Source organism: Photorhabdus sp. P32 (assembly GCF_038085095.1).
In the GTDB taxonomy this organism is placed as follows: Bacteria; Pseudomonadota; Gammaproteobacteria; order Enterobacterales; family Enterobacteriaceae; genus Photorhabdus; species Photorhabdus luminescens.
Genome location: NZ_JAZGJN010000258.1, coordinates 1 through 21669, shown reverse-complemented (window position 1 = coordinate 21669; position 21669 = coordinate 1). Strand labels below are relative to the sequence as shown.

The 21669-nt window shown below is 39.2% G+C and carries 19 protein-coding genes and 1 pseudogene; 16 read left to right on the top strand and 4 right to left on the bottom strand.

The genetic code is table 11. The features are described 5' to 3' along the window. Positions 1–150 precede the first annotated feature (150 nt). From V2H77_RS10915 to V2H77_RS10905, 3 genes are all read left to right on the top strand, one after another. Positions 151–390, top strand: a complete 240-nt coding sequence (locus V2H77_RS10915; protein WP_049581671.1) for a ribbon-helix-helix domain-containing protein — start codon at positions 151–153, stop codon at positions 388–390. After that, positions 390–800 (top strand): putative toxin-antitoxin system toxin component, PIN family, encoded by a 411-nt coding sequence (locus V2H77_RS10910; protein WP_139656532.1) that lies wholly within the window; start codon positions 390–392, stop codon positions 798–800. Before V2H77_RS10915 ends, V2H77_RS10910 begins: the two co-directional genes overlap by 1 nt. Before the next feature lie 112 nt (positions 801–912). Then, on the top strand, positions 913–1602 hold the full coding sequence (locus tag V2H77_RS10905) for a hypothetical protein (protein ID WP_341498796.1): 690 nt from the start codon (positions 913–915) through the stop codon (positions 1600–1602). Positions 1603–1641: 39 nt separating this feature from the next. Here the strand turns inward: V2H77_RS10905 and V2H77_RS10900 are convergent, their stop codons facing one another. Then, positions 1642–2268, bottom strand: coding sequence for an RES family NAD+ phosphorylase (locus V2H77_RS10900; protein WP_341498795.1), 627 nt, complete (start codon positions 2266–2268; stop codon positions 1642–1644). Between the two features lie 685 nt (positions 2269–2953). On the opposite strand from V2H77_RS10900, the gene V2H77_RS10895 reads away from it, so the two are divergent. The 12 genes from V2H77_RS10895 to V2H77_RS10840 all read left to right on the top strand — a co-directional run bounded on the left by V2H77_RS10895 (position 2954) and on the right by V2H77_RS10840 (position 17988). Beyond that, positions 2954–4207: a beta-ketoacyl-[acyl-carrier-protein] synthase family protein gene (locus V2H77_RS10895; RefSeq protein ID WP_341498794.1), complete on the top strand. Its 1254-nt coding sequence runs from the start codon at positions 2954–2956 to the stop codon at positions 4205–4207. Positions 4208–4212: 5 nt separating this feature from the next. Continuing rightward, a complete protein-coding gene (locus V2H77_RS10890) occupies positions 4213–4989 on the top strand; it encodes a hypothetical protein (protein WP_341498793.1) in 777 nt (258 codons plus the stop codon). Between the two features lie 12 nt (positions 4990–5001). Next, entirely contained in the window at positions 5002–5247 is a 246-nt protein-coding gene (locus tag V2H77_RS10885; protein WP_341498792.1) for an acyl carrier protein, read from the top strand. 52 nt (positions 5248–5299) lie between these two features. Continuing rightward, complete coding sequence (locus tag V2H77_RS10880; RefSeq protein WP_341498791.1) at positions 5300–5860, top strand: hypothetical protein; 561 nt, start codon at positions 5300–5302, stop codon at positions 5858–5860. Between the two features lie 23 nt (positions 5861–5883). Continuing rightward, positions 5884–6894: a hypothetical protein gene (locus V2H77_RS10875; protein ID WP_341498790.1), complete on the top strand. Its 1011-nt coding sequence runs from the start codon at positions 5884–5886 to the stop codon at positions 6892–6894. A 163-nt stretch (positions 6895–7057) separates the two neighbouring features. Further along, positions 7058–11923 (top strand): RHS repeat-associated core domain-containing protein, encoded by a 4866-nt coding sequence (locus V2H77_RS10870; RefSeq protein WP_341498789.1) that lies wholly within the window; start codon positions 7058–7060, stop codon positions 11921–11923. Positions 11924–12384: 461 nt separating this feature from the next. Beyond that, on the top strand, positions 12385–14202 hold the full coding sequence (locus V2H77_RS10865; RefSeq protein ID WP_341498788.1) for a HEAT repeat domain-containing protein: 1818 nt from the start codon (positions 12385–12387) through the stop codon (positions 14200–14202). 2 nt (positions 14203–14204) lie between these two features. Beyond that, positions 14205–15128, top strand: coding sequence for a hypothetical protein (locus tag V2H77_RS10860; RefSeq protein ID WP_341498787.1), 924 nt, complete (start codon positions 14205–14207; stop codon positions 15126–15128). Then, complete coding sequence (locus V2H77_RS10855; RefSeq protein ID WP_265378998.1) at positions 15118–16041, top strand: hypothetical protein; 924 nt, start codon at positions 15118–15120, stop codon at positions 16039–16041. Before V2H77_RS10860 ends, V2H77_RS10855 begins: the two co-directional genes overlap by 11 nt. Positions 16042–16101: 60 nt before the next feature. Continuing rightward, positions 16102–16284 (top strand): hypothetical protein, encoded by a 183-nt coding sequence (locus V2H77_RS10850; protein WP_265378997.1) that lies wholly within the window; start codon positions 16102–16104, stop codon positions 16282–16284. Between the two features lie 110 nt (positions 16285–16394). Next, the gene (locus V2H77_RS10845) at positions 16395–17090 is read left to right on the top strand and encodes an SDR family oxidoreductase (protein ID WP_341498786.1); all 696 of its coding nucleotides are present in this window, start codon (positions 16395–16397) and stop codon (positions 17088–17090) included. A 361-nt stretch (positions 17091–17451) separates the two neighbouring features. After that, positions 17452–17988 (top strand): hypothetical protein, encoded by a 537-nt coding sequence (locus V2H77_RS10840; RefSeq protein WP_341498785.1) that lies wholly within the window; start codon positions 17452–17454, stop codon positions 17986–17988. Positions 17989–18155: 167 nt separating this feature from the next. Here the strand turns inward: V2H77_RS10840 and V2H77_RS10835 are convergent, their stop codons facing one another. Both V2H77_RS10835 and V2H77_RS10830 read right to left on the bottom strand, forming a co-directional pair. After that, positions 18156–19175, bottom strand: a complete 1020-nt coding sequence (locus V2H77_RS10835) for a hypothetical protein (protein ID WP_341498784.1) — start codon at positions 19173–19175, stop codon at positions 18156–18158. A 189-nt stretch (positions 19176–19364) separates the two neighbouring features. Further along, positions 19365–20597, bottom strand: coding sequence for an MFS transporter (locus V2H77_RS10830; RefSeq protein ID WP_341498809.1), 1233 nt, complete (start codon positions 20595–20597; stop codon positions 19365–19367). 156 nt (positions 20598–20753) lie between these two features. Between V2H77_RS10830 and V2H77_RS10825 the strand changes: the two genes are divergently transcribed. Then, a complete protein-coding gene (locus tag V2H77_RS10825) occupies positions 20754–21575 on the top strand; it encodes a LysR family transcriptional regulator (RefSeq protein WP_341498783.1) in 822 nt (273 codons plus the stop codon). On the opposite strand, the pseudogene V2H77_RS10820 reads toward V2H77_RS10825, so the two are convergent. Further along, positions 21551–21669 (bottom strand): annotated as a pseudogene (locus V2H77_RS10820) (IS630 family transposase); the annotation flags it as partial. The gene V2H77_RS10825 and the pseudogene V2H77_RS10820 sit on opposite strands and share 25 nt — an antisense overlap.

Sequence of the window (21669 nt, the reverse complement as noted above, 5' to 3'; positions counted from 1 at the left end):
TATGGATTTCAAGGTGCATCGCGACGGCAAGGTAAGAAGTGAGCATAAGTGTTGTAGATTAGCGGAGCGGGTGTGTAAGATTTTGCGTTTCATGTAAAATTGGCGTATAAACACATAAACACATAAACACATAAGAAAGGAGAATATATTATGAATAGTGTTCGTTGGAACGTTGCTGTCTCTGCCGATACTGACCAATCTCTTCGTATATTTCTGGCGAGTCAAGGAGGTGGAAAAAAAGGGGACTTATCCCGTTTTATAGAAGAGGCAGTACGGTCACACATTTTAGAACTGACAGCAGAACAAGTTAAAGTGGCTAACACTGATGTTAGTGAAATAGAGCTAGCTTCAATAGTTGATGAGGCTCTAGATTGGGCACGTAAACGCTAATGAAGGTTGTTCTTGATACTAATATCCTATTTAGTGCTTTGATCTCACCACATGGTGCGCCAGATGCGATTTACCGTGCTTGGCGTGCGGCACGTTTCGAAGTGGTGACTTCACGGTTACAGCTTGATGAAATTCGCCGTGCAAGTCGTTATCCCAAATTCCAGACTGTCTTACAACCCGCTAAAGTGGGGGCGATGATCAACAATTTACAACGTGCTCTGGTATTGGAGAAACTATATATTAAAGAAGATACGGATGATCCTGATGATGCGTTTTTACTCGCTATGGCATGTGCTGGTGAAGCAGACTATCTTGTAACCGGAGATCGTCGGGCTGGATTATTACAGCGTGGGTGTTTTGGTCGTACTCGTATTATTACGCCTGCTAATTTTTGCCTTGAGGTTTTATAAAGGAAAGAATCTAGGAGGAGAAATAGCACACAGTATAGATGGATAAAATTTGCATTGGTTAACGATTGTGGTTATATTCTTTATGCTATCAATCGTTAGCTTGAGGTGCATTATGCAAACTTTGTACAGGAAGACCAGACTTAATAATAACGTGTCGGCACCTCATGATGAGTATGACGACGCTGATGCAGCGGCTGATCGCCTTGAGAATATTATTAAGGAACTGGCTGATGGTATTCGCAGTAAAGGTAAGGTTAACATTAAGCGTCAGCTAGCGTTGCCGGATAATCAGTTTCTGATGAATATGTTGTTTTTGGCGATACCGGCACGGGCGCTTGCTGAATTGACGCCGGAAAAGAAGAGGTTACTCAATCGTGTGCGTAGCCGAGCGCGCTTTTTTGACAACGTGCGTGAGAACGGTGGTGTGTTAAATTCGGCCGAGGTAGCGAGTTTACTCGGTGTCAGTAAAGTAACCGTTAAAAAGAAGAAAGACACAGGTAAATTACTAGCCTTGGAATACGATGGTGAGTTTATTTATCCGGCTTTTCAGTTCACCGATGATGAAAGCAAAGGCGAAAAAGGTGTACTCAGGGGGGTGGCGGAGATTCTGTTTCATCTTAATCACTTTAGCGGTGTAATGCAGTACGGATTTTTCGTACAGAAACGTAATGTACTGGATCATCGTTTACCAGAAGGCCAAGAGTTCACTGTTATTGATTTGCTGAGAGATGGTGTTGCGGATGATAAATTTGATCAGATAATTCGTTTAGCCAAGTTGTTCGGCACTCAAGATGCTGCATAAATAAAGAAGGGGAACAGGCACATACCGGTTCCCCTTTTGTCATATTACGGGGATATCCAAGTCGTTCACCAGGATATCTTCGGCAATTTCTCCTTCATATTCAAATTCCCTGAGCATCTTGAGTTCCTCGGTGCGTATCACGTTTTTACCCGAAGGATCGTCATGCCAGAGCACGATGCAGGGCTCAAGCGTGACGTTGGACATATAAGCCAGCCCATCCGCGTGCGGTGACAGCTTCGCCGCGAGTTGCTGTGTGATCCGGTAGTCTGTGCCGGTTAGCTGATGGGCGGTGATATGCATTTTCGGCGCAAGCCGGGTAATGTCTACAATGCGTAAATCTTTCTCTGTCACTAATGTAGCCATATGGTACCCATCCAATTCCCGGTCTGTTATGGCTGGCAGACGTTGAAACACCTCCTTCATCGATGTTCTTGGCGAGTTGGCAAGATATAAATTACCAACTGTGCCGTTCGTTAACCCGTACCGGGTATGTCCTCCGTCGCGGTTAAAGAATACGCCGCTGCCTCCGTGTTTACCCTCTTGTAGACGGTAAAAAACTGTGCCGACTGAAATGATAATGATACTTTGCGTAATCTTATCGGTGGTGAGGGCGTCGAGCTGCTGCTTTGTCACAGAGTCAGAGCTTGCCTCTGATTTTATTACCACTGAACACTCCTGTATTCTTGCCTGTTTCAGCCATATATTGCCTCCGGTTTTATTACATTAACTGGACAGTGAAGATGCACAATGCTGTGTATTCATCCAGTTGTGTCAGTATATTACAGACAACGGGGCAGGGTATATGTTTTGATACAGAAAATGATTGGAAAATGTACGTCATTGTATGCTATCAGTTAGCCGTGAGAATATGCGGTAGGACAATATTGGTGTATTCATTGTTGATGTACTCATTCACGAGAATAATATGAAATGTTTATTATTTTTCTTTTATTTAATTTTACTTCTTGATTATTAATATAATAATTGAATTCATATGCTATGAAATAAAAGTCGCGCAATAATTAAAGCTATTATTTTTATTTTGTTTTTATACAATGATATGCTTTATTAAACAGAATAATGAGTTAGTGATAAATAAACCTTTGGGATTTATCATGATATTACAGCCGAATGTGATGTGAATAATTATTTTCTCATGGACATTTATCATCGGTTTTATTACATGGAGGAAATAATCTATCAATTAGTTTTACATAATTCACAAATAGCGATTCTATTAACCAGAAATATTGAAAATACTTATTTATGATTATGGTGATATATCTTCATTAGCCTACTTTTATAACTAGAAAAATTGACATTCTCAATCCATGTATGAATGGTAATCAATATGCAGAGAACTCAAAGAGTTGTTATTACAGGTATGGGAGCGGTCACACCGATTGGTGAAGATGTTGAATTATGTTGGCAAAGTATTATCGAGAAACAACATCAATTTCACAGAATTGAATTTCCCGATTCATTCATTAATTCGCGTTTCTTTTCTTTCCTTGCGCCAAACCCATCGCGCTATCAGTTATTACCAAAAAAGTTAACTCATACGCTTTCAGATTGTGGAAAAACGGCGTTGAAGGCGGCTTCTCAAGCTGTTACGCAAGCATTTGGCGTGAACATATCACCTGTTGAATATTACGATAAATACGAATGTGGAGTAATAATTGGCAGTGGTTGGGGAGCTATCGATAATGCTGGAGATTATGCCTGCCAATATAATAAAGCTAAATTAGCTCATCCTATGAGTAATCTTATTACTATGCCAAGCTCCATGACGGCGGCATGTTCGATTATGTATGGACTACGTGGTTATCAGAATACCATTATGGCCGCCTGTGCAACGGGCACAATGGCAATAGGCGACGCCTTTGAAATTATTCGCTCAGGACGTGCAAAATGTATGATTGCCGGAGCCGCTGAATCGCTTACTCGGGAATGTAATATTTGGAGTATTGATGTACTAAATGCATTATCGAAAGAACAAACGGACCCAAATCTCGCATGTTGCCCATTTAGCCTTGATCGTTCTGGATTTGTATTGGCCGAAGGAGCGGCGGTGGTTTGTCTGGAAGATTATGATTCAGCCGTCGCGCGTGGTGCAACAATTCTGGCGGAAATTAAAGGTTACGCTCAATATTCAGATGCCGCTAATTTAACCCGGCCGACAGAAGATATTGAACCTAAAATATTAGCGATAACTAAAGCCATTGAGCAGGCACAGATTTCGTCGGAAGATATTGACTACATTAATGCTCATGGTACCTCTACACCATTAAATGATCTTTATGAAACTCAGGCAATTAAAGCAGCACTGGGCCAATATGCTTATCAGGTACCTATATCAAGCACAAAATCTTATACTGGCCACCTTATTGCTGCCGCCGGTAGTTTTGAAACGATTGTATGTGTGAAAGCATTAGCTGAAAATTGCTTGCCAGCAACATTGAATTTACATCGGGCCGATCCAGATTGCGATCTCAATTATTTACCTAATCAACATTGCTACACCGCTCAACCAGAGGTGACACTCAATATTAGTGCAGGTTTCGGCGGGCATAACGCTGCGTTGGTTATCGCTAAGGTAAGGTAACTGATATGTTGATTTTTGCAATGGAAGATATTGAACATTGGTCGAATTTCTCTGGGGATTTTAATCCCATCCATTATCCGGCGAAAAGCAAGTCCTTACATAATATGCAGCAATATCCGGTACAGGGGATGTTAAGTTTGCTCTATGTGCGGCAACAGTTTTCTCAATTAACTTCGGATTTTACAACTGGAATATTGAACATTGATGCGTCGTTCCGTCAATATGTTTATACCGCATTACCTCATCAACTGAGGATTGATACTAAAAACAAAACGTTTAAATTGGAAAATCCTAGCAAAGAAAACATGTTGTCCGGCAATACCAGCGTAGAAAATACAATGAAATCAGTTGAGGATTGGATCGTTCAAGATAATTGTCAAAAATTAACGATAACGTGGAGAGAGGTTTGTGAAAAATATGTGATCTTTAGGCACTATTTTCCGAGTGTCACTTCTATTGGGTGGTTCTTGGATGCGTTTGCTTTTCATCTTATCATTAATTCGACAAGTTTTCTTAATTTTGAGCACTACCATTTTAACCAATTACAAGATTATCTGAACCAATCTTTTACTTTGCATACAGGGCAAGCAATTAAGATAAATAAAACCATTGTTAATAGTACACTATTATCATCTGCACCGGATATCTGTATTGAATTAAATCCACCATTAATAATTAAGAATGGTCCTAAAGACTATATTCGTATTTTCTATTATCGATGTTTATATGATAGAAAACCTATTTTTGTGTCAAAGGCTTCAATTATCTCTAAGATGAAATAAAAGGAAAGTGAAATGACAACACAAAATGATATTTTTACTAAGATAAAGGATAGAATATTAGTGATGAAGGATATAGAAGAGGAAGAAATAACACCAGAATCTTCTTTTGTTTCGCTTGAATTTGATAGCCTTGACTACGTAGAAATTCAGGTTTTTATATTAGAGGTATATGGTATTAGTATTAAAGCTGAGCTTTTTTCAAATCACTCTATTTTAACATTAAATGAACTCACTGATTATGTAAAATCAAAGCTGTAATCTAAGGTTTTACTTAATTCTTTTTTCTCACCATTAATATTAAGAGGTTATAATGAACATTCTAGAGCAAGGTAAGGTTGCTGCTTTATATTCAGGTTATTCGGAAACAGAAGGTTCTTCGTGGATTGGGAATTTGTGTTGTTTCTCAACTGATCGGGAACATCTGCCTATTATCGTGAATGGGCGTCGTTTCTTGATTGAATTTGTTATTCCAGATCATTTACTTGATAAAACGGTTAAACCCAGAGTATTCGATTTGGATATCAATAAACAGTTTTTACTGCGCCGTGACCATCGTGAGATAAATATTTATCTTTTAGGTGAAGGTAATTTTATGGATAGAACGACGACAGATAAAAAGCTATTCGAATTAAATGAAGATAGTACGCTGTTTATTAAAACATTACGCCATGCGCTTGGTAAATATGTCGCTATTAATCCTTCAACCACACAATTTATCTTCTTTGCACAAGGAAAGTACAGTGAATTTATCATGAATGCCTTGAAGGCAGTTGAAGACGAATTATCAAAACGTTATCGCGTCAGAATTATTTCTGAATTGCAGGGGCCATATTATGGTTTTGAACTTGATATTATTTCTATTACAGCTTAATTTACAATATTATGGAGAGTGTTATGGAAAAGAGAATAACAACATTTACCATTGAGAAAACTGATGACAGTTTTTATGCTAATGGACGTCATCAATGTATGGTAAAAATCTCTGTACTTAAACAAGAATATAGGAATGGTGATTGGGTAAAATTAGCGCTTAGTGAGGCTGAAAAAAGATCGATTCAGGTGGCGGCATTAAGTGATAGCCTCATATATGATCAATTAAAAATGCCTTCAAGTTGGACAACGACAGATGCGAAAAATAAATATGCTCTTGGGTTATTAAATGGTGTTTATAGCGCCGATATTTTTATTGAGGAGCCGGTAACGAATCATGCGGGAGATTGCTGTACAAATGAAAATTATCAGAACAGCGTGAAAAGTGTTCCTGAAATTATTTATCGTTATGTCAGTAGTAATAGAACAAGTACAGAATACCTAATGGCAAAAATGACATTTGAAGACACGGATGGGAAACGTACACTAACAACGAATATGTCGGTTGGTGATGAAGTTTTTGACAGCAAGATTTTATTAAAAGCTATTGCTCCTTATGCAATTAATGCAGATAAATTGCATGAAAACACCAATATATTGTTTGATGAAACAGAAGAGCCGACAAAATCCGATACTCATCATCAAACAATCAATCTTTATACTTGGACATTGCCGCATAACTTGAGAATTTTGGAAGGGAATGACAGGACAGTGAATAATGTATATAACCTTGGTAAAAATCCAGAAGACGATAGATTTTTGACAAGAGCAAGAGTATTTAAACGAGGAACCTCATATGTAAATGCCAGGGATGACATGGGTGGAGGGTGTGTTATGGGCCATGCTTATACCGTTACTATTCCAGACACGCAGCTTGCTGCTGAGGTGATCCATGTAACAGGATGTTCATGGACGACCGGTTATCGCGATGGATATCATGATATCACAATCATTGATAACTACGGTTGTCAACATAAATTTAGAATATCTTCGGTTAACATTGGACGTGCGCTAAGCATAGCGAGAATAAGTTGATTTTCCTTAGTAAAAGACCTTTGTTTATGCTGGTAATCGCATGTGCGTTTACCAGCAATTGATATATTCCGTTATTGAAATAGGAATATAGCCATATCTGTAATTGTACATAAACGAACTTTTACTCAAATATAATATTAATTGATCAAACAGGAAATTTAAAATGAAAGCTACTGATATATATTCTAATGCTTTTAATTTTGGCTCTTATATTAATACCGGTGTCGATCCCAGAACAGGCCAATATAGCGCAAATATCAATATTATCACGTTAAGACCAAATAATGTTGGTAATGTTGAACAGGTTATTAATCTATCATTCTCGCCATTAACAACGTTAAATAATGGGTTTGGTATTGGCTGGCGATTTTCATTAACAACATTAGATGTAAAAACACTTACATTTAGCCGAGCAAATGGGGAGCAGTTTAAATGTAAACCATTGCCGCCTAATAATAATGATCTTAGCTTTAAAGATAAAAAATTAAAAGATTTGCGCGTATATAAACTCGATAGTAACACTTTCTATGTTTATAACAAGAATGGCATTATAGAAATACTTAAACGAATTGGATCAAGTGACATTGCAAAAACAGTTGCACTTGAATTTCCTGATGGCGAAGCATTTGATTTAATTTATAATTCAAGATTTGCATTGTCTGAAATAAAATACCGTGTGACCGGTAAAACCTACCTTAAACTCAATTACTCTGGCAATAATTGTACATCAGTGGAATACCCTGATGATAATAATATTTCTGCGAAAATAGCATTCGATTATCGTAACGATTACCTTATTACGGTGACTGTACCTTACGATGCTTCTGGTCCCATTGATTCTGCCCGATTTAAGATGACCTATCAGACATTAAAAGGTGTATTTCCGGTTATTAGTATCTTCCGTACACCAACCGGTTATGTTGAGCTGGTGAGTTATAAAGAGAATGGGCACAAAGTGACGGACACAGAATATATTCCTTATGCTGCTGCACTGACTATTCAACCGGGTAATGGGCAACCTGCGATCAGCAAATCCTATGAATATAGCTCAGTGCATAATTTTTTGGGCTATTCTTCTGGCCGAACAAGCTTTGATTCTAGTCAGGATAATTTGTATTTGGTCACAGGTAAATATACCTATTCATCCATTGAACGTATTTTAGACGGTCAAAATGTGGTTTCAGTAATAGAAAGAGTGTTTAATAAATTCCATTTAATGACCAAAGAAGCAAAAACACAAGACAATAAAAGAATTACAACAGAAATTACTTACAATGAAGATCCATCAAAAAGTTTCTCAGAGCAACCAGAAAATTTACAACAACCCTCTCGGGTGTTAACCCATTATACGGATATACAAACCAATACTTCACGAGAAGAGAGTGTTAATATTAAAAGCGATGATTGGGGAAATACTCTACTTATTACTGAGACCAGTGGGATACAGAAAGAATACGTTTATTATCCGGTGAACGGCGAAGGTAATAACTGTCCTGCCGATCCATTGGGTTTTTCCCGATTTTTAAAATCGGCTACGCAAAAAGGATCGCCTGATGCAGCTCAAAGTGTAGTAAATAAAGTGACTCATTACACATATCAAAAATTGCCCGCTTTTACCGGCGCTTATGTTAAGGAATATATCAGCAAAGCCTCAGAAACCATAGACGGTAAAATAGTGAGAACCTTTAACTATGTTAATTCACCGACAAACAAATCTCATGGCTCATTAGCGAAAATAACATCGGTAATGAATAACCAACAAACGGTCACTACATTTAAATATGAATATTCAGAAAATGAGATAACCACAAACTCTACAGTGACAGGGTTTGATGGGGCGCATATGGAATCGAAAAATGTGACCTCTATTTATACCCATCGGCAGCTTCGTAAAATTGATGTAAACCGTGTGATTACCGATCAGTCTTATGATCTTTTGGGCCGAATTGTAGGTCAAATTATTGACCCGGGTACGACAAAAGAGATTAAACGTAGTTATGTTTATCAATATCCCGGCGGGGATGAAAATGATTTTTGGCCGGTAATGATAGAAATTGATTCCCAAGGCGTCAGACGTAAAACCCATTACGATGGAATGGGACGTATTTGTTCGATTGAAGAACAAGATGATGATGGTATTTGGGGAACATCGGGGATTTATCAAGGTACATATCGAAAAGTTCTTGCCAGACAATATGATGTTTTGGGGCAGTTGAGCAAGGAAATTTCAAATGATTGGTTATGGGATTTATCTGCTAATCCTTTGACTCGTCTGACTACTCCTTTAGTTACAACGAAAACCTATCAATATGATGGTTGGGGAAATCGTTACAGTACTGAATACAGCGATGGCCGGATAGAACTGGAAATCCATGATCCTATTACGAGGATAATTACTCAAGGGGTCAAAGGGTTGGGGATGTTAAATATTCAGCAAAATAATTTTGAACAACCGGCTTCTATCAAAGCTGTGCATCCTGATGGTACGGTATATAGCATTCGTACCTATCGTTATGATGGATTTGGTCGTACTGTGACTGAAACAGACGCAGAAGGTCATGCTACCCAAATTGGATATGATGTGTTTGATCGTATAGTGAAAAAAACTTTGCCAGACGGAACAGTATTAGAATCCGCTTATGCAAGCTTTAGCCATGAAGAATTAATTTCTGCACTGAATGTGAATGGAACACAATTGGGTTCGTTAGTTTATGATGGCCTTGGGCGAGTAACCAGCGATACAGTGGGAGGACGTAAATCAGAATATTTATATGGACCTCAAGGTGACAAACCTATTCAGTCTGTCACTCCTGCGCATAATAAACAAAACATCGATTATCTTTACTCTCTTGGCAGTGTGATGTCCAAATTTACCACAGAGACGAGCCAACAAAACTTTCGTTACCATCCGAAAACGGGGGCATTATTATCTGCGTCAGAGGGGGTATCCCAGAGCAATTACAATTATTTCCCATCGGGTGTATTACAGCATGAATCGTTTTCACGAGAAAATAAATCAGTTTCGTCAGGCGATTACCGTTATACGATGTCCGGCTTGATTCAGCGCCATAAAGATAGTTTTGGTCATGATCATGTTTATAGTTATGACGGACAAGGAAAATTAGTTAAAACAGAGCAAGGTTCACAATACGCTACATTTGAATATGACAATGTTGGACGGTTGATAACAACGACGACAAAAGATGCAACATCATTATCCCAATTAGTGACAAAAACTGAATACGATGTTTTTGATCGAGAAATAAAACGCTCGCTAATTAGTGACTTCTCAATACAAGTCATTACTTTAAGCTACACAAAGAATAATCAAATCAGCCAACGTACCACTTCCGTCGATGGCGTGGTTATGAAAAATGAACGTTATCAATATGATAGTAATCAACGCCTAAGCCAGTACCAATGTGAGGGGGAACAATCTCCGATTGATCATACTGGTCGTGTATTAAATCAGCAGATTTACCATTATGACCAATGGGGAAATATTAAACGGCTTGATAATACATATCGAGATGGTAAGGAAACGGTGGACTATCATTTCAGTCAAACTGATCCAACTCAACTTATTCGTATTACCAGTGACAAACAGCAAATAGAGTTAAGTTATGATGCTAACGGTAATCTAACTCGCGACGAAAAAGGGCAGACGCTCATTTACGATCAGAATAATCGTTTGGTACAGGTCAAAGACCGGTTGGGTAATTTGGTGTGCAGCTACCAGTATGATGCATTGAACAAATTAACCGCACAGGTTTTGGTGAATGGTACGGTTAATCGACAGCATTATGCTTCTGGTAAAGTGACGAATGTTCAATTGGGTGATGAAACCATTACCTGGTTGAACAGCGATAAGCAACGGCTTGGTCATCAGAGTACCAAGAATGGTCAGTCTGTCTACTATCAATATGGTACTGACCATAACAGTACGGTTATCGCCAGTCAGAACGAAAACGAGTTGATGGCTTTATCCTACACACCTTATGGTTTCAGAAGCTTAATTTCCTCATTACCGGGTTTGAATGGCGCTCAGGTTGATCCGGTAACAGGATGGTACTTCTTAGGTAACGGATATCGTGTTTTCAATCCGGTGCTCATGAGATTTCATAGTCCCGACAGTTGGAGTCCCTTTGGTCAGGGAGGGGTTAACCCTTATACCTATTGCCAAGGCGATCCCATAAACCGGATTGATCTGAACGGTCATCTTAGTGCTGGCGGGATATTAGGCATTGTGCTAGGGGCAATTGGCATCATTGTCGGGATTGTGTCGCTGGGGGCCGGAGCGGCAATTAGCGCGGGTCTCATTGCTGCGGGGAGCGCTTTGGGGGCGATTGCTTCTACCAGCGCGTTTGCAGTTACTGCGACCGTTATTGGATTGGCTGCCGATTCGATAGGGATTGCCTCAGCAGCATTATCGGAAAAAGATCCGAAAACATCTGGGATATTAAATTGGATTAGTCTTGGATTAGGTGTTGTGAGTTTTGGTATCAGCGCCTCTTCGTTGGTAAAATCGGTACGGAGTGGTTCTCAGTCAATCAGCGCGGGTGTTATCGGGTCAGTGCCTCTTGAATTTGGTGAAGTTGCCAGCCGTTCCAGCAGACGGTGGGATATCGCATTATCTTCGATATCGTTGGGCGCAAATGCGGTGTCGCTCTCTACGGGGATAGCGGCTGCTGCGGTTGCAGACAGTAATGCGAAGGCAGCTAATATTCTAGGATGGGTATCCTTTGGTTTTGGTGCGGTATCGACAACCTCAGGGATAATTGAGCTTGCGCGCACAGCTTATGCAGTGAATCATCAAACTTGGGAACTGAGTTCATCGGCAGGTACTTCTGAGGGAGGTGAAGCCTATACTTTATCTCGTTTTACACAATTGGAGCCGGAAGCGGTAAATGTTCACCCATCTATTCGAGCCGTGGAAGTGAATCAAGCGTTTCGGAATAGTACCGGGACTCTGTTTAGTCAATCGTCCATTGAAACTCGTAATGTGTTACGAGGCCGTTTGACAATATAAAAATTCGATTGTTAAGCCTCACAGAAAATAACTATTGGGCGACGTCTGCGTCGCCTTTTGGTTTCTTTGAGATAAAAAATAGAGTGAAATGGTGTCAAGGGTGATAATAGTTAATTGTAAAATATGTGATATTGTTCGCATTTATATATCAATATAATGCCTTTGATTATTTAATTTTATTGCGCTTACTACGCGAAATCGTTTTATGATTTTATTTTTAATAAATTATTATTTCATTATAAAACTAAAATAAATTATTTATAGATCATATTCTTGAATTCGTTTTTTTATCCAGTTCCTGTTTTAATTAACGCTCTCCGAAGTACATCTTGACCTATTCACATTAATAAGCGCCTTATATAATTGTCCCTTGCTATTTTATCATCCTCACCTATTATTTTTTTATCTACCTACCTATTTTATCTATCTCTCTTCGCTATCATCAAAAGGCGGGATCACATATGAACGCTTATATTAAGTACGTTAAAAAATTTAATGAGGTTTGTGAGCATTATCAGATGCATAAGATAAGAGAAGATGAACAAGTTTATGATCCAGTTAATAAACCTGTGATTATGTCAGCTAAGTTAATAAAAGCAGCTTTTAATCCTGAGTTGTTTTCTGATGATGTCTTATTTTCACTATTTAGCATATTGAAAAAAGAAATGATGGTTTCCCAGGAATCTTTAATTCGGGTATATATAGAGGGGAGATTGAGTGCGGAACATATTGATCCTATTCTCTATACTGAGCCTCATGAAGACGAAACATTTGAGAGTTGGATATCACGAGCCACCGGGGGTGAACGGTTCTGTGTGATTGTCAATGATACTGAACGCTGGTCTGATTATATTTTTCAAGCAGTTTCTTCTATTTTCGCTCCTCTGAGAAAAATTCTTGGGGAAAGAAATACTTTCATAGGAACCTGTCTGTTTATTGGTAACTATGGATATACGCCATTTGGTGTTCATCTTGATGATCCTTATAGCTCGGTAGTGCATTTCCATTGTGGGCCTAATGCCAAAGAAATGTCTCTGTTTGATAAGGATATTTTTGAAAAAATAGACGGGATAAAGTATCGGTTTAATATGGAGAAACTACGGCCCTATGCCGATAACTGGATAATAGAGGCCGGTGATATATTTATTCTTCCGTCACATCATTATCATATTGGGAATACGCCACAATATTCAGTTGGCATGGGTATTGTCGTGAATAAAGAAACAGAAGACCGTTTGGAAAACATGCTCATTAATAAAGGTATTGCCCAGTCAATCGCTAAAAAAGGCATTGATAATCTTATCGCTGAAGCAGAAGAAAAAAATATTTCTCTATCAGACTGGTTACGTGCTTCACGTGATAGTTATTTTACCTCGCTATATGAAAAACAGGGATTACCCAAAGCTGATCAGAGTAAACAGTTACATTTTGATGAGCAGGCAGTAGAAGAAATTACCAAATTAGACCAATTAGAGAAAATAATTACCAAGAAGATGGCGGGTAATGGTGGAGATTTCTGGTCGATTGGTGAGGTTTTGGGTAAGTTGTCACGTGATAACATTATCGATATATTGAATGATCTATTAGAAAAGAAAGAAATTACTGATAAATATGAACTTCTTTCTGAGGATAGTATTTATATTCATCGGCAGAAAAATTTTAATTTACTTGTTCGCTTTATTGGTAAAACGAATAATGAAAGACTATATGTCAATGAATTTGATACTTTTATTATCAATCCAACACAAGAGGCAATACAAGTTCCTTATTATAAATGCAAAATTAATCATAATGATCCATTTATACAACCAGAAGCATTGACTTCATTAGGCGTTTTCACTTTCGAACCAAACCAGCTATATAGCTTTAAAGCTTACGAGGATATTCTTGATTTCGGTTATGAGAATCGTAATGGATCTTTTTTACTCATTGCACATTCAGATGCTAAAGGGTGGATCAGTTGGATTTACGATCGAAAAAGTTTACAACCCGTCGAAACCATTTGTACTAATTTAAGTGCGTCACGTATTCAGCTATATGTTCGGCTCTTAGGAGCGATGAAATATCATGGCGCAAGTACTGTATTGGAGAAGCTCGCAAGGTCCGATTATGCCAATTTTGTTCGCTGGGAGGCAGTTGAAAGCTTGGCACAGATTGATAGTGCTGCATGCCTGGAATTGTTACACCAGATAGCTCGTGAAGATACCGATACGATGATGCGAGAAACAGCAAAAAATAGCTTACGGCTCAGTGGGTTTGACGCGGCAAGGGAGGACTAAACATGGCGATAAAATTGGTAGTCGAACCTAGCTTTCAAATCACTTTGACGGCTTTAATTGAATATCTGACTGATTCCGGCGTGCTCGAAAGTTTGAGAGCATCCTGTTATAGCCAGGATGATATGTTAAATACGGCAACCCATCTTAAGGCCCTGGCGCTTAATCGCCATGAAGTATTGCAACATATAAGTAACGCCTTAGTGACTCCTGAAACTTTCCAATATACCAATAATGGACAATCACAAAGTTATGTTTTGTACACTTGCCCAATTTTTACATTGCGTTTGATGGTCTGGATTCCTGTGGGATTTCAGGCTCGAAGTATCCCTTTTTCCTATCGTTATGCCCATGATCATGCATTCGACCTGATGAGCGTTGGCTTCTTTGGCCCTGGATACCGCACCTCCCTATATGGTTTTGACTATTCTCAGATCGAGCAGAGTGACAGTGGGGAAACACTTTTTAGCTATGCAGGGGATATGTTTCTGGAAGAAGGGGATATTATTTACTATTACGCTAATAAGGATGTGCACATTCAGCACGAACCTGTTTCGTTGTCAGCATCTTTGAATCTCATTATTCCTAAAAGCATTCCTTCCGTTCGACAAACGATTTTTGAACTATCGGAATCGGCAGGGCGTATTGTTGGCAAACCTATATTCAATAACTTGCAACGGGTAATTTCTCAGCGTTCGATTTTCTCATTGATGGCATATCAGGGGAATCTACGTACACAAAAACTGCTGATCCATATTGCTAAAAATCATCAATCGGAAGAAGCCAGAGCGATGGCATGGGCTGCTATTCTTCGTCATCAACCCTCACAATCGTTGATTGATAGTGCGTTGGATGACAGTAGCAACTATGTCCGTAATGCGATTCAGGCAGTATTGGTAACTTTGCAGGAGAAAATTCATGACTCTTGAATTCACGCCTAAACCGGGTAAGCCATTGGCATTGCCTGAATTGGTTCAGCTTTTGAAGACCAGTAGTATGGTGGATAACGTTTCCTGTGGTCATTACCAGCGGGAAGAGATAGAGATAGCCAGTCAATGGTTGGTGGATTTTGCGGCTAACAAGCAAGAAATATTGGACATCATCTGTAACCAATTGGTATTCCCCAACCAATTCCAGTCTGGAAACGATGTTCAGCCGCCGACATTTATTCTATACAGCGAACGGAGATTTGCCATTCGCATGGTTCTATGGTTACCACTTGGACCTCAGTCCGCGCCTGCGCCATTTTCCTGGTTAGAACCTCATGACCATAATTTCGATTTTTTGACGACTAACTTTTTTGGTGATGGTTATACGACACGTCTTTATGAGTACGACTATGGCAGCGTTGATGGCGCTGAGGGTGAAGAAGTCGCTATGAATTACTTTGGCGAAAAGATGTTATCTCCAGGCAAAGTCATATTTTTCTTTCGCAGTAAAGATATGCATATTCAATTTCCACCACCAAATTTATCCGTCTCTATCAATATCATCATTCAACCTAGAGGGAATGGACAGCGCCAATATGAATTTGATCTGGATAGGGAAAATAATTCTGGCTTTCAGGTTGCACGTATTAAAAACGGGCGGTTTGAACGATTTCGCGCACATAAAGCCTTGTTTTCTGTTTTGATGAAAGAGGGCAATGAACGTAGCAGAGAGTTACTGCATACAATTGCCAGCAGCCACACCCGTGAAGAGCTACGTTCTATCGCTTTTGTTTCCATGCTGAGTTTTGCTACCGATACACAATATCGTGATCAGGTTTATCACCTTGCCATGAATGATCCCAGTAGTTATGTCCGTGTGCAAGCTCAGCAATGTATGTTAGCGCTGGCCTAGCGAGCGTTGATAGTACCGCGTCATACCAGACGCACTAATATAAAAAAAGAGGTAAATCATATGAAAAACACTAATCTGGGCAAGATTGAAACAAGCCAAATGGAAAATTCTCTCCGGTTAGCGACTTTTTCCCAACCGGTGAGTCTGGCTGGGGCAGTACCGCGCACTTTATCTGGTAGTGAAGCGGGAAGGGTGATTGGTTTTGGTTGTCGTTCTTGTACCGAATCATCAAAAAACGAGTGATAAATAACTCTGTAGTTATTTGATAGCAATATAAGGTTGAGCGGATTTCTAATTGGCGAATAAATACCACCGGATGGAGGTCCGCTATTTTGCGTTATTAGGGAGGGAAGATGTTGCATGGTAAACGTGTATTACTCACCGGCGCCAGTGGCTTGCTTGGTCATGCAATCACTGAAATGCTTGCATGCAATGGTTCTCGAATGGTGATAACGGGAAGATGTGAGAATCGGCTTAAAGAATTGTCCCGAAAATATCAGGATAACTGCGAAATATACTCATTTTCTGGGGATATATGTCATGATAATTTCCGCCAGCAGTTGATAGATTTCACTTGTGCAAAGTTGGGTGGATTGGATGTATTAATCAATAATGCCGGTGCTTTCCATTTTGGCAATTTGATGGATTTAATACCGGAAGAAATTGATCAAGTTATTACGACTAATATCACTGCTTTAATTCACATGACATATCTCGCCTTGCCACATCTATTATCAAGCACGCAGCCTTCCATTATTAATATTAGCTCCTTGGCCGGAAAAGCCAGCTTGCCTGGGGCCAGTTGCTATGCAGCATCAAAATGGGCAGTCGCTGGGTTTACTGTAGCGTTACAGCAAGAACTATGGCAACAAGGTGTACGAGTATGCGCAATTTCACCGGGTCAGCTTGAAGTGTTAGGCGCGGTGTTACCAAATAATATAGGAACTATCCCACTTTCATCCGTCACTGACGCGATTGTTTTTATTCTTCAGCATCCAGCAGGTAGTTGTCCGGCAGAAATTGTTTTACGGCCGATAGCTAGTTGTTAATCATAAATAAAGTATTACTTGTCTGTTACTCTTGATTGACAAAATATAAAGGCAAAGATAGCTTAGCATCGTTATGATCGATACTTTCTTATTTCCACATGGGAATAATCTTGCTGTATATTATTTCAATTAGGGTAGATATCGGTGCTGATAATAATTTTTCGTCAGGTGAATGTTTTGCAACTGCCCTAAATAAATTTCACGGTTTTCTTATTGTTTTTTTAGCAATGTGATGAGCGTGAAGTGATTTTGACCGTGGAATATTAGCGGTAATCCGATTATGGCATTATACTGTAAAAAAGAGATAATAAACAAGGTTGGGGCTATTGAGCCAAGTAAATTAATTAAAAGATGAGGCACAATGATGACTAATATCTATGTAAACAAATATGCTCCAAATGGTATCGTGATGAAATTCCCATTGGCACCCGATAGAAAGATAGAGAAGTGGAGTGCGGAGAATTTGAATTTTCGTATTTATACTCCAGGATTTATATGGTTGGATGGCCGGAATATTTCAGAATTTCGCAATTTATTTTGTTATCCAAATATTTCAAATCTTTATCTTGCATTCACGTTTAAAGCTCAGTTTTTCACTCCACGAAATTTTACGGCAGAAATGTCCAGAGAGAAGCCAACTCAAGATTGGTTTTTCAATAACGGGGAATACGTTGAGAATGGTTTTGATAATTTTGGCATATATTCCGATGATACAGGTGCCGGAGAGTACAGCATAAATTTAATTGAACCCTGTTGTTATATTATAAAAGAGGGTGAACTAAGTTATAGTGGTAAAGATTCTATTTTTCCAAATCTCTCTTTTTTTGTAAAAAATAAAGTGAGTTCAAATTTTTTAGCAAATTTAATTTCCACAGATTTTAATGTTATTATTAGTTAGTTTCATAACTTTGTTGTGCAAATGATGCTGCGGGGGCTGGTGGATGTTTCAGGTATGCTGTGTTACATGAACAGCTCTCTTTGGCGTCAAGTTTATCACCTTGATTGAAACTCTCTCTCGGGTGGTTGACCTGCGTCGCGTCAACACACCCAAAAGAAGATTTAGCTTTATAATAAGCAGGTTTCTTTAATTACCTCATTTTTTCTCTCTTTTTCCAGCATAATTAACACATCAAGCATATTGATAATTTCTTCAGATGCCGTGCGGGCGTTGCGATGTGATAAGGCTAGATTAGGGAATTTCTTCATGAACGCTTCAATGTTTAGTTTTCTATTCGGATTGTTGTTTAACGACGCAATTAATTGGGTTAAGCAATCTCGCGCACGTAATAAATTTTGCTCCAGATAGGGTAAATATTCCTGATAAGTATGCAGTAGTTTTTCCAGTTTTTTTGCTTTCAGATTACCTCCTGCGTGTGGGCCAGGTTTTATGCTAGCCATTGCATGCAGTGTATCTTTACCTTTGTTATAAATACCACGGGGATCTAATCCTGCTGCCGCAGTTAAAGCCACAACAGGTATTGGGCCATATTTCAGCATGGAACTGAAAGTGCCTGCCGTCCAGTTACTGACACCTTCTGTTACAGCGCTGGTAACCATATCAGGCGTATTTGCCAGTGCAGTATCAAGCACAAAATCCCGCGCATATTCTTTGTTCACATAAGTACGATATAGTTCATGTAATTTGGGGTAGCCACTCAATTTACCTTGTAATTTCCCCTGTACTTCTTGCTCAATATCTTTAATCGTATTGCCGGCACAGGTCGGATACAACTGAGTATGAACACCAGTTCTTGACGTAATGGGTTTTGCCAATTCGCCACCAATACTTCCCGCCGCTGCACTGGCGAGAAAAGAGATGGCGGGTCCACCTGATGCTGTAGCAGCGCCGGCTAATCCTGCACATATTGAGGCGGGCACTGAACGTATCATCGTGTCTTTAATCTCCACCAGTGCATTCCGACCTATCTTATTGAGCAGTTTTTGCGGTTCGCTAAGACGACATAACTGTTTTTGCAGTGCATAGGCATTTGCTTCCGCCATCACCATAGATTGATTTAGCATATCAAATTCATATGCCAGTTTTATTTCCTCTTTAGTGAAACCTTCAAATCTGGAATTTCCCATAATTAATGCTTCCTTATATATGAGTATTAATGTTTGTTTTTTTGTTGAACAATGTTGTCATGATTTTTAATATTGCTGCAAAAAAACAAATTAATTTTTGACAAATCAGAAAATGAAGGATGTTAGCTGACGGATAAAAAACGCTAAATAAATAGCTAAATATAGATAGTGAATAATTCTTGTTTTCTATTATCTTGCCTCTGGCAGTTTGGCGAGTTTAAACCCTAAAAGTAGGGCCAAAAAGATAAGAATGGCAATAAATAAAACAACACCATGCCAACCTAATTGGAGCCAAAATATACCACCGAGAGTACCTGCCACACTTGAGCCTAAATAATAACAAAACAGATAAAGAGAAGAGGCTTGTGCTTTGGCCCGGCGAGCACGACGTCCAACCCAACTGCTGGCAACAGCATGTGCAGCAAAGAAACCGAAAGTGAGGACTATCATCCCAATGATAATCGTCACCACAGATGAGAATAAGGTAATAAGCGTACCGATTAGCATCATACTTATTGTCGCGATCAGCACTTTTCCAAGCCCGTATTGATGGGTTAATGTACCTACTTTGGAGGCGCCGTATGTCCCTGCCAAATAAACAATAGATAACATACCGACAATTGACTGATTAAAATGATAGGGTGAATCTAATAAACGATAACTTATGTAATTAAATAGGGTAACAAAGCCGCCCATGAGTAAAAAGGCTTCAAAAAACAGTAATGGCAATCCTTTATCACGAAAATGTAATCTTAGATTGATTAATAAAGATCTAGGTTTAAGAGAGCTTGGCCGAAAACGGTGCGATTCAGGTAACATACGCCAAAACATCATTGCCGCAATTAATGCCAATAAACCTAATACGATGACAGAAACCCGCCATGAGAAATAGTCAGTGATAACACCTGATATTAATCGTCCACTCATGCCGCCAATAGAATTACCACTAACATAAAGTCCCATTGATAAAGCAACAAAATTAGGGTGGATTTCTTCACTAAGATAAGTCATTGCAACGGCGGCTACGCCACTGAGAGACAAACCAACCAGAGCGCGTACAACTAGAATTCCATGCCAACTGGTTATAAATGCACTGAGTAAAGTGAAAAGGGCCGCTGTTGTTAGCGCGGTTACCATCACATTTTTACGGCCAATGGCATCAGACAAAGGGCCGGTTATTAGTAAACCCAACGCCAACATGCCGGTTGAAAGGGATAAAGATAAGCTACTGGTCGCGGGAGAAACACCAAAATCTTCCGACAACATAGGTAGAATCGGTTGCACAAAATAGAGCAGGGCAAATGTCGCTAATCCGACGATAAAGAGTGACAACGTCACTCTAATGTACAGAGGATCGTTTTTCTGAATATAACTTTTTTTATTTTGAACAAGATGATTATCAAGAGTTGGATTTTCACTGATACTACTATTACTACTAGGGCTGGCGCTCACATCATTTCCTTACTTAATTTATTAACTAGCTTGTATCTTGATGGAGATCAAGCATATGAATTGCAAAATATTTTGTCTAATATATTAATCATTAATAATAATATGTCTTAGATCTCAAAGGTGATTATGGCTATCGAGTTGCGGCATTTACGCTACTTTATTGCAGTGGCAGAGGAATTACATTTTGGTCGTGCAGCGGAACGGCTTAATATTTCACAGCCTCCGTTAAGCCAACAAATTCAGTCACTTGAAAATAATATCAATGCGCAGTTATTAGAACGTAATAACCGGAATGTGAGTTTAACGCCGGCAGGTAACATGTTTCTAAAAGAAGCTTATCAGATCCTAGCTCAGGTTGATGCTGCGGCGACAAAGGCCGCAAGAATGCAAAAAGGAGAATTAGGTGAAATATCTATTGGTTTCACCTCTACGACACCGTTTATGCATAAGGTCACTCTGAGTTTACGGCAGTTTCGGGAACGTTACCCGGAAGTCGCTATTCATATGCATCAGATGAATACTAAACAGCAAATTGCGCCATTACTGACTGGACGAATTGATGTTGGCATTATGCGTAATACCCCATTACCCGATAACCTTGAGTATCGGTTATTATTTCGAGAACCTTTTATGCTGGCTGTTTATGATGGACATCCTTTGCTGGAATATGCTCCGCAGGGAATAAAGCTCGAAATGTTGGCGGGTTATCCGATGGTGTTTTTTGAGCGCGATGTCGGGACTGCTTTGTATGATGAAATTATCACGTTACTTGCTCAAGCAGGCGTGACGCCGATGATTTCACAGGAAGCAGGCGAAGCAATGACCATTCTTGGGTTGGTTTCTGCTGGATTAGGCGTCAGCGTTGTGACGGAATCTTTTACTCGAATGAAAGTGGATGGCGTCCAGTATATACCCAATAAACTTCAAAATGCAGTTTTTAGCACCTGAAAATGGTCGTTAATTCTGGACGTCAGCGAGTCCGCTATATCAGGTAGCGTTGTAGTGAAAAATTTGAACACTTTGTCTCGAAATTCATGTTTAT

Excerpts from the sequence above, each read along its gene's own strand:
- V2H77_RS10915 (WP_049581671.1), top strand. The coding sequence starts at position 151 with ATGAATAGTGTTCGTTGGAACGTTGCTGTCTCTGCCGATACTGACCAA.
- V2H77_RS10910 (WP_139656532.1), top strand. The coding sequence starts at position 390 with ATGAAGGTTGTTCTTGATACTAATATCCTATTTAGTGCTTTGATCTCA.
- V2H77_RS10905 (WP_341498796.1), top strand. The coding sequence starts at position 913 with ATGCAAACTTTGTACAGGAAGACCAGACTTAATAATAACGTGTCGGCA.
- V2H77_RS10895 (WP_341498794.1), top strand. The coding sequence starts at position 2,954 with ATGCAGAGAACTCAAAGAGTTGTTATTACAGGTATGGGAGCGGTCACA.
- V2H77_RS10890 (WP_341498793.1), top strand. The coding sequence starts at position 4,213 with ATGTTGATTTTTGCAATGGAAGATATTGAACATTGGTCGAATTTCTCT.
- V2H77_RS10885 (WP_341498792.1), top strand. The coding sequence starts at position 5,002 with ATGACAACACAAAATGATATTTTTACTAAGATAAAGGATAGAATATTA.
- V2H77_RS10880 (WP_341498791.1), top strand. The coding sequence starts at position 5,300 with ATGAACATTCTAGAGCAAGGTAAGGTTGCTGCTTTATATTCAGGTTAT.
- V2H77_RS10875 (WP_341498790.1), top strand. The coding sequence starts at position 5,884 with ATGGAAAAGAGAATAACAACATTTACCATTGAGAAAACTGATGACAGT.
- V2H77_RS10870 (WP_341498789.1), top strand. The coding sequence starts at position 7,058 with ATGAAAGCTACTGATATATATTCTAATGCTTTTAATTTTGGCTCTTAT.
- V2H77_RS10865 (WP_341498788.1), top strand. The coding sequence starts at position 12,385 with ATGAACGCTTATATTAAGTACGTTAAAAAATTTAATGAGGTTTGTGAG.
- V2H77_RS10860 (WP_341498787.1), top strand. The coding sequence starts at position 14,205 with ATGGCGATAAAATTGGTAGTCGAACCTAGCTTTCAAATCACTTTGACG.
- V2H77_RS10855 (WP_265378998.1), top strand. The coding sequence starts at position 15,118 with ATGACTCTTGAATTCACGCCTAAACCGGGTAAGCCATTGGCATTGCCT.
- V2H77_RS10850 (WP_265378997.1), top strand. The coding sequence starts at position 16,102 with ATGAAAAACACTAATCTGGGCAAGATTGAAACAAGCCAAATGGAAAAT.
- V2H77_RS10845 (WP_341498786.1), top strand. The coding sequence starts at position 16,395 with ATGTTGCATGGTAAACGTGTATTACTCACCGGCGCCAGTGGCTTGCTT.
- V2H77_RS10840 (WP_341498785.1), top strand. The coding sequence starts at position 17,452 with ATGATGACTAATATCTATGTAAACAAATATGCTCCAAATGGTATCGTG.
- V2H77_RS10835 (WP_341498784.1), bottom strand. The coding sequence starts at position 19,175 with ATGGGAAATTCCAGATTTGAAGGTTTCACTAAAGAGGAAATAAAACTG.
- V2H77_RS10825 (WP_341498783.1), top strand. The coding sequence starts at position 20,754 with ATGGCTATCGAGTTGCGGCATTTACGCTACTTTATTGCAGTGGCAGAG.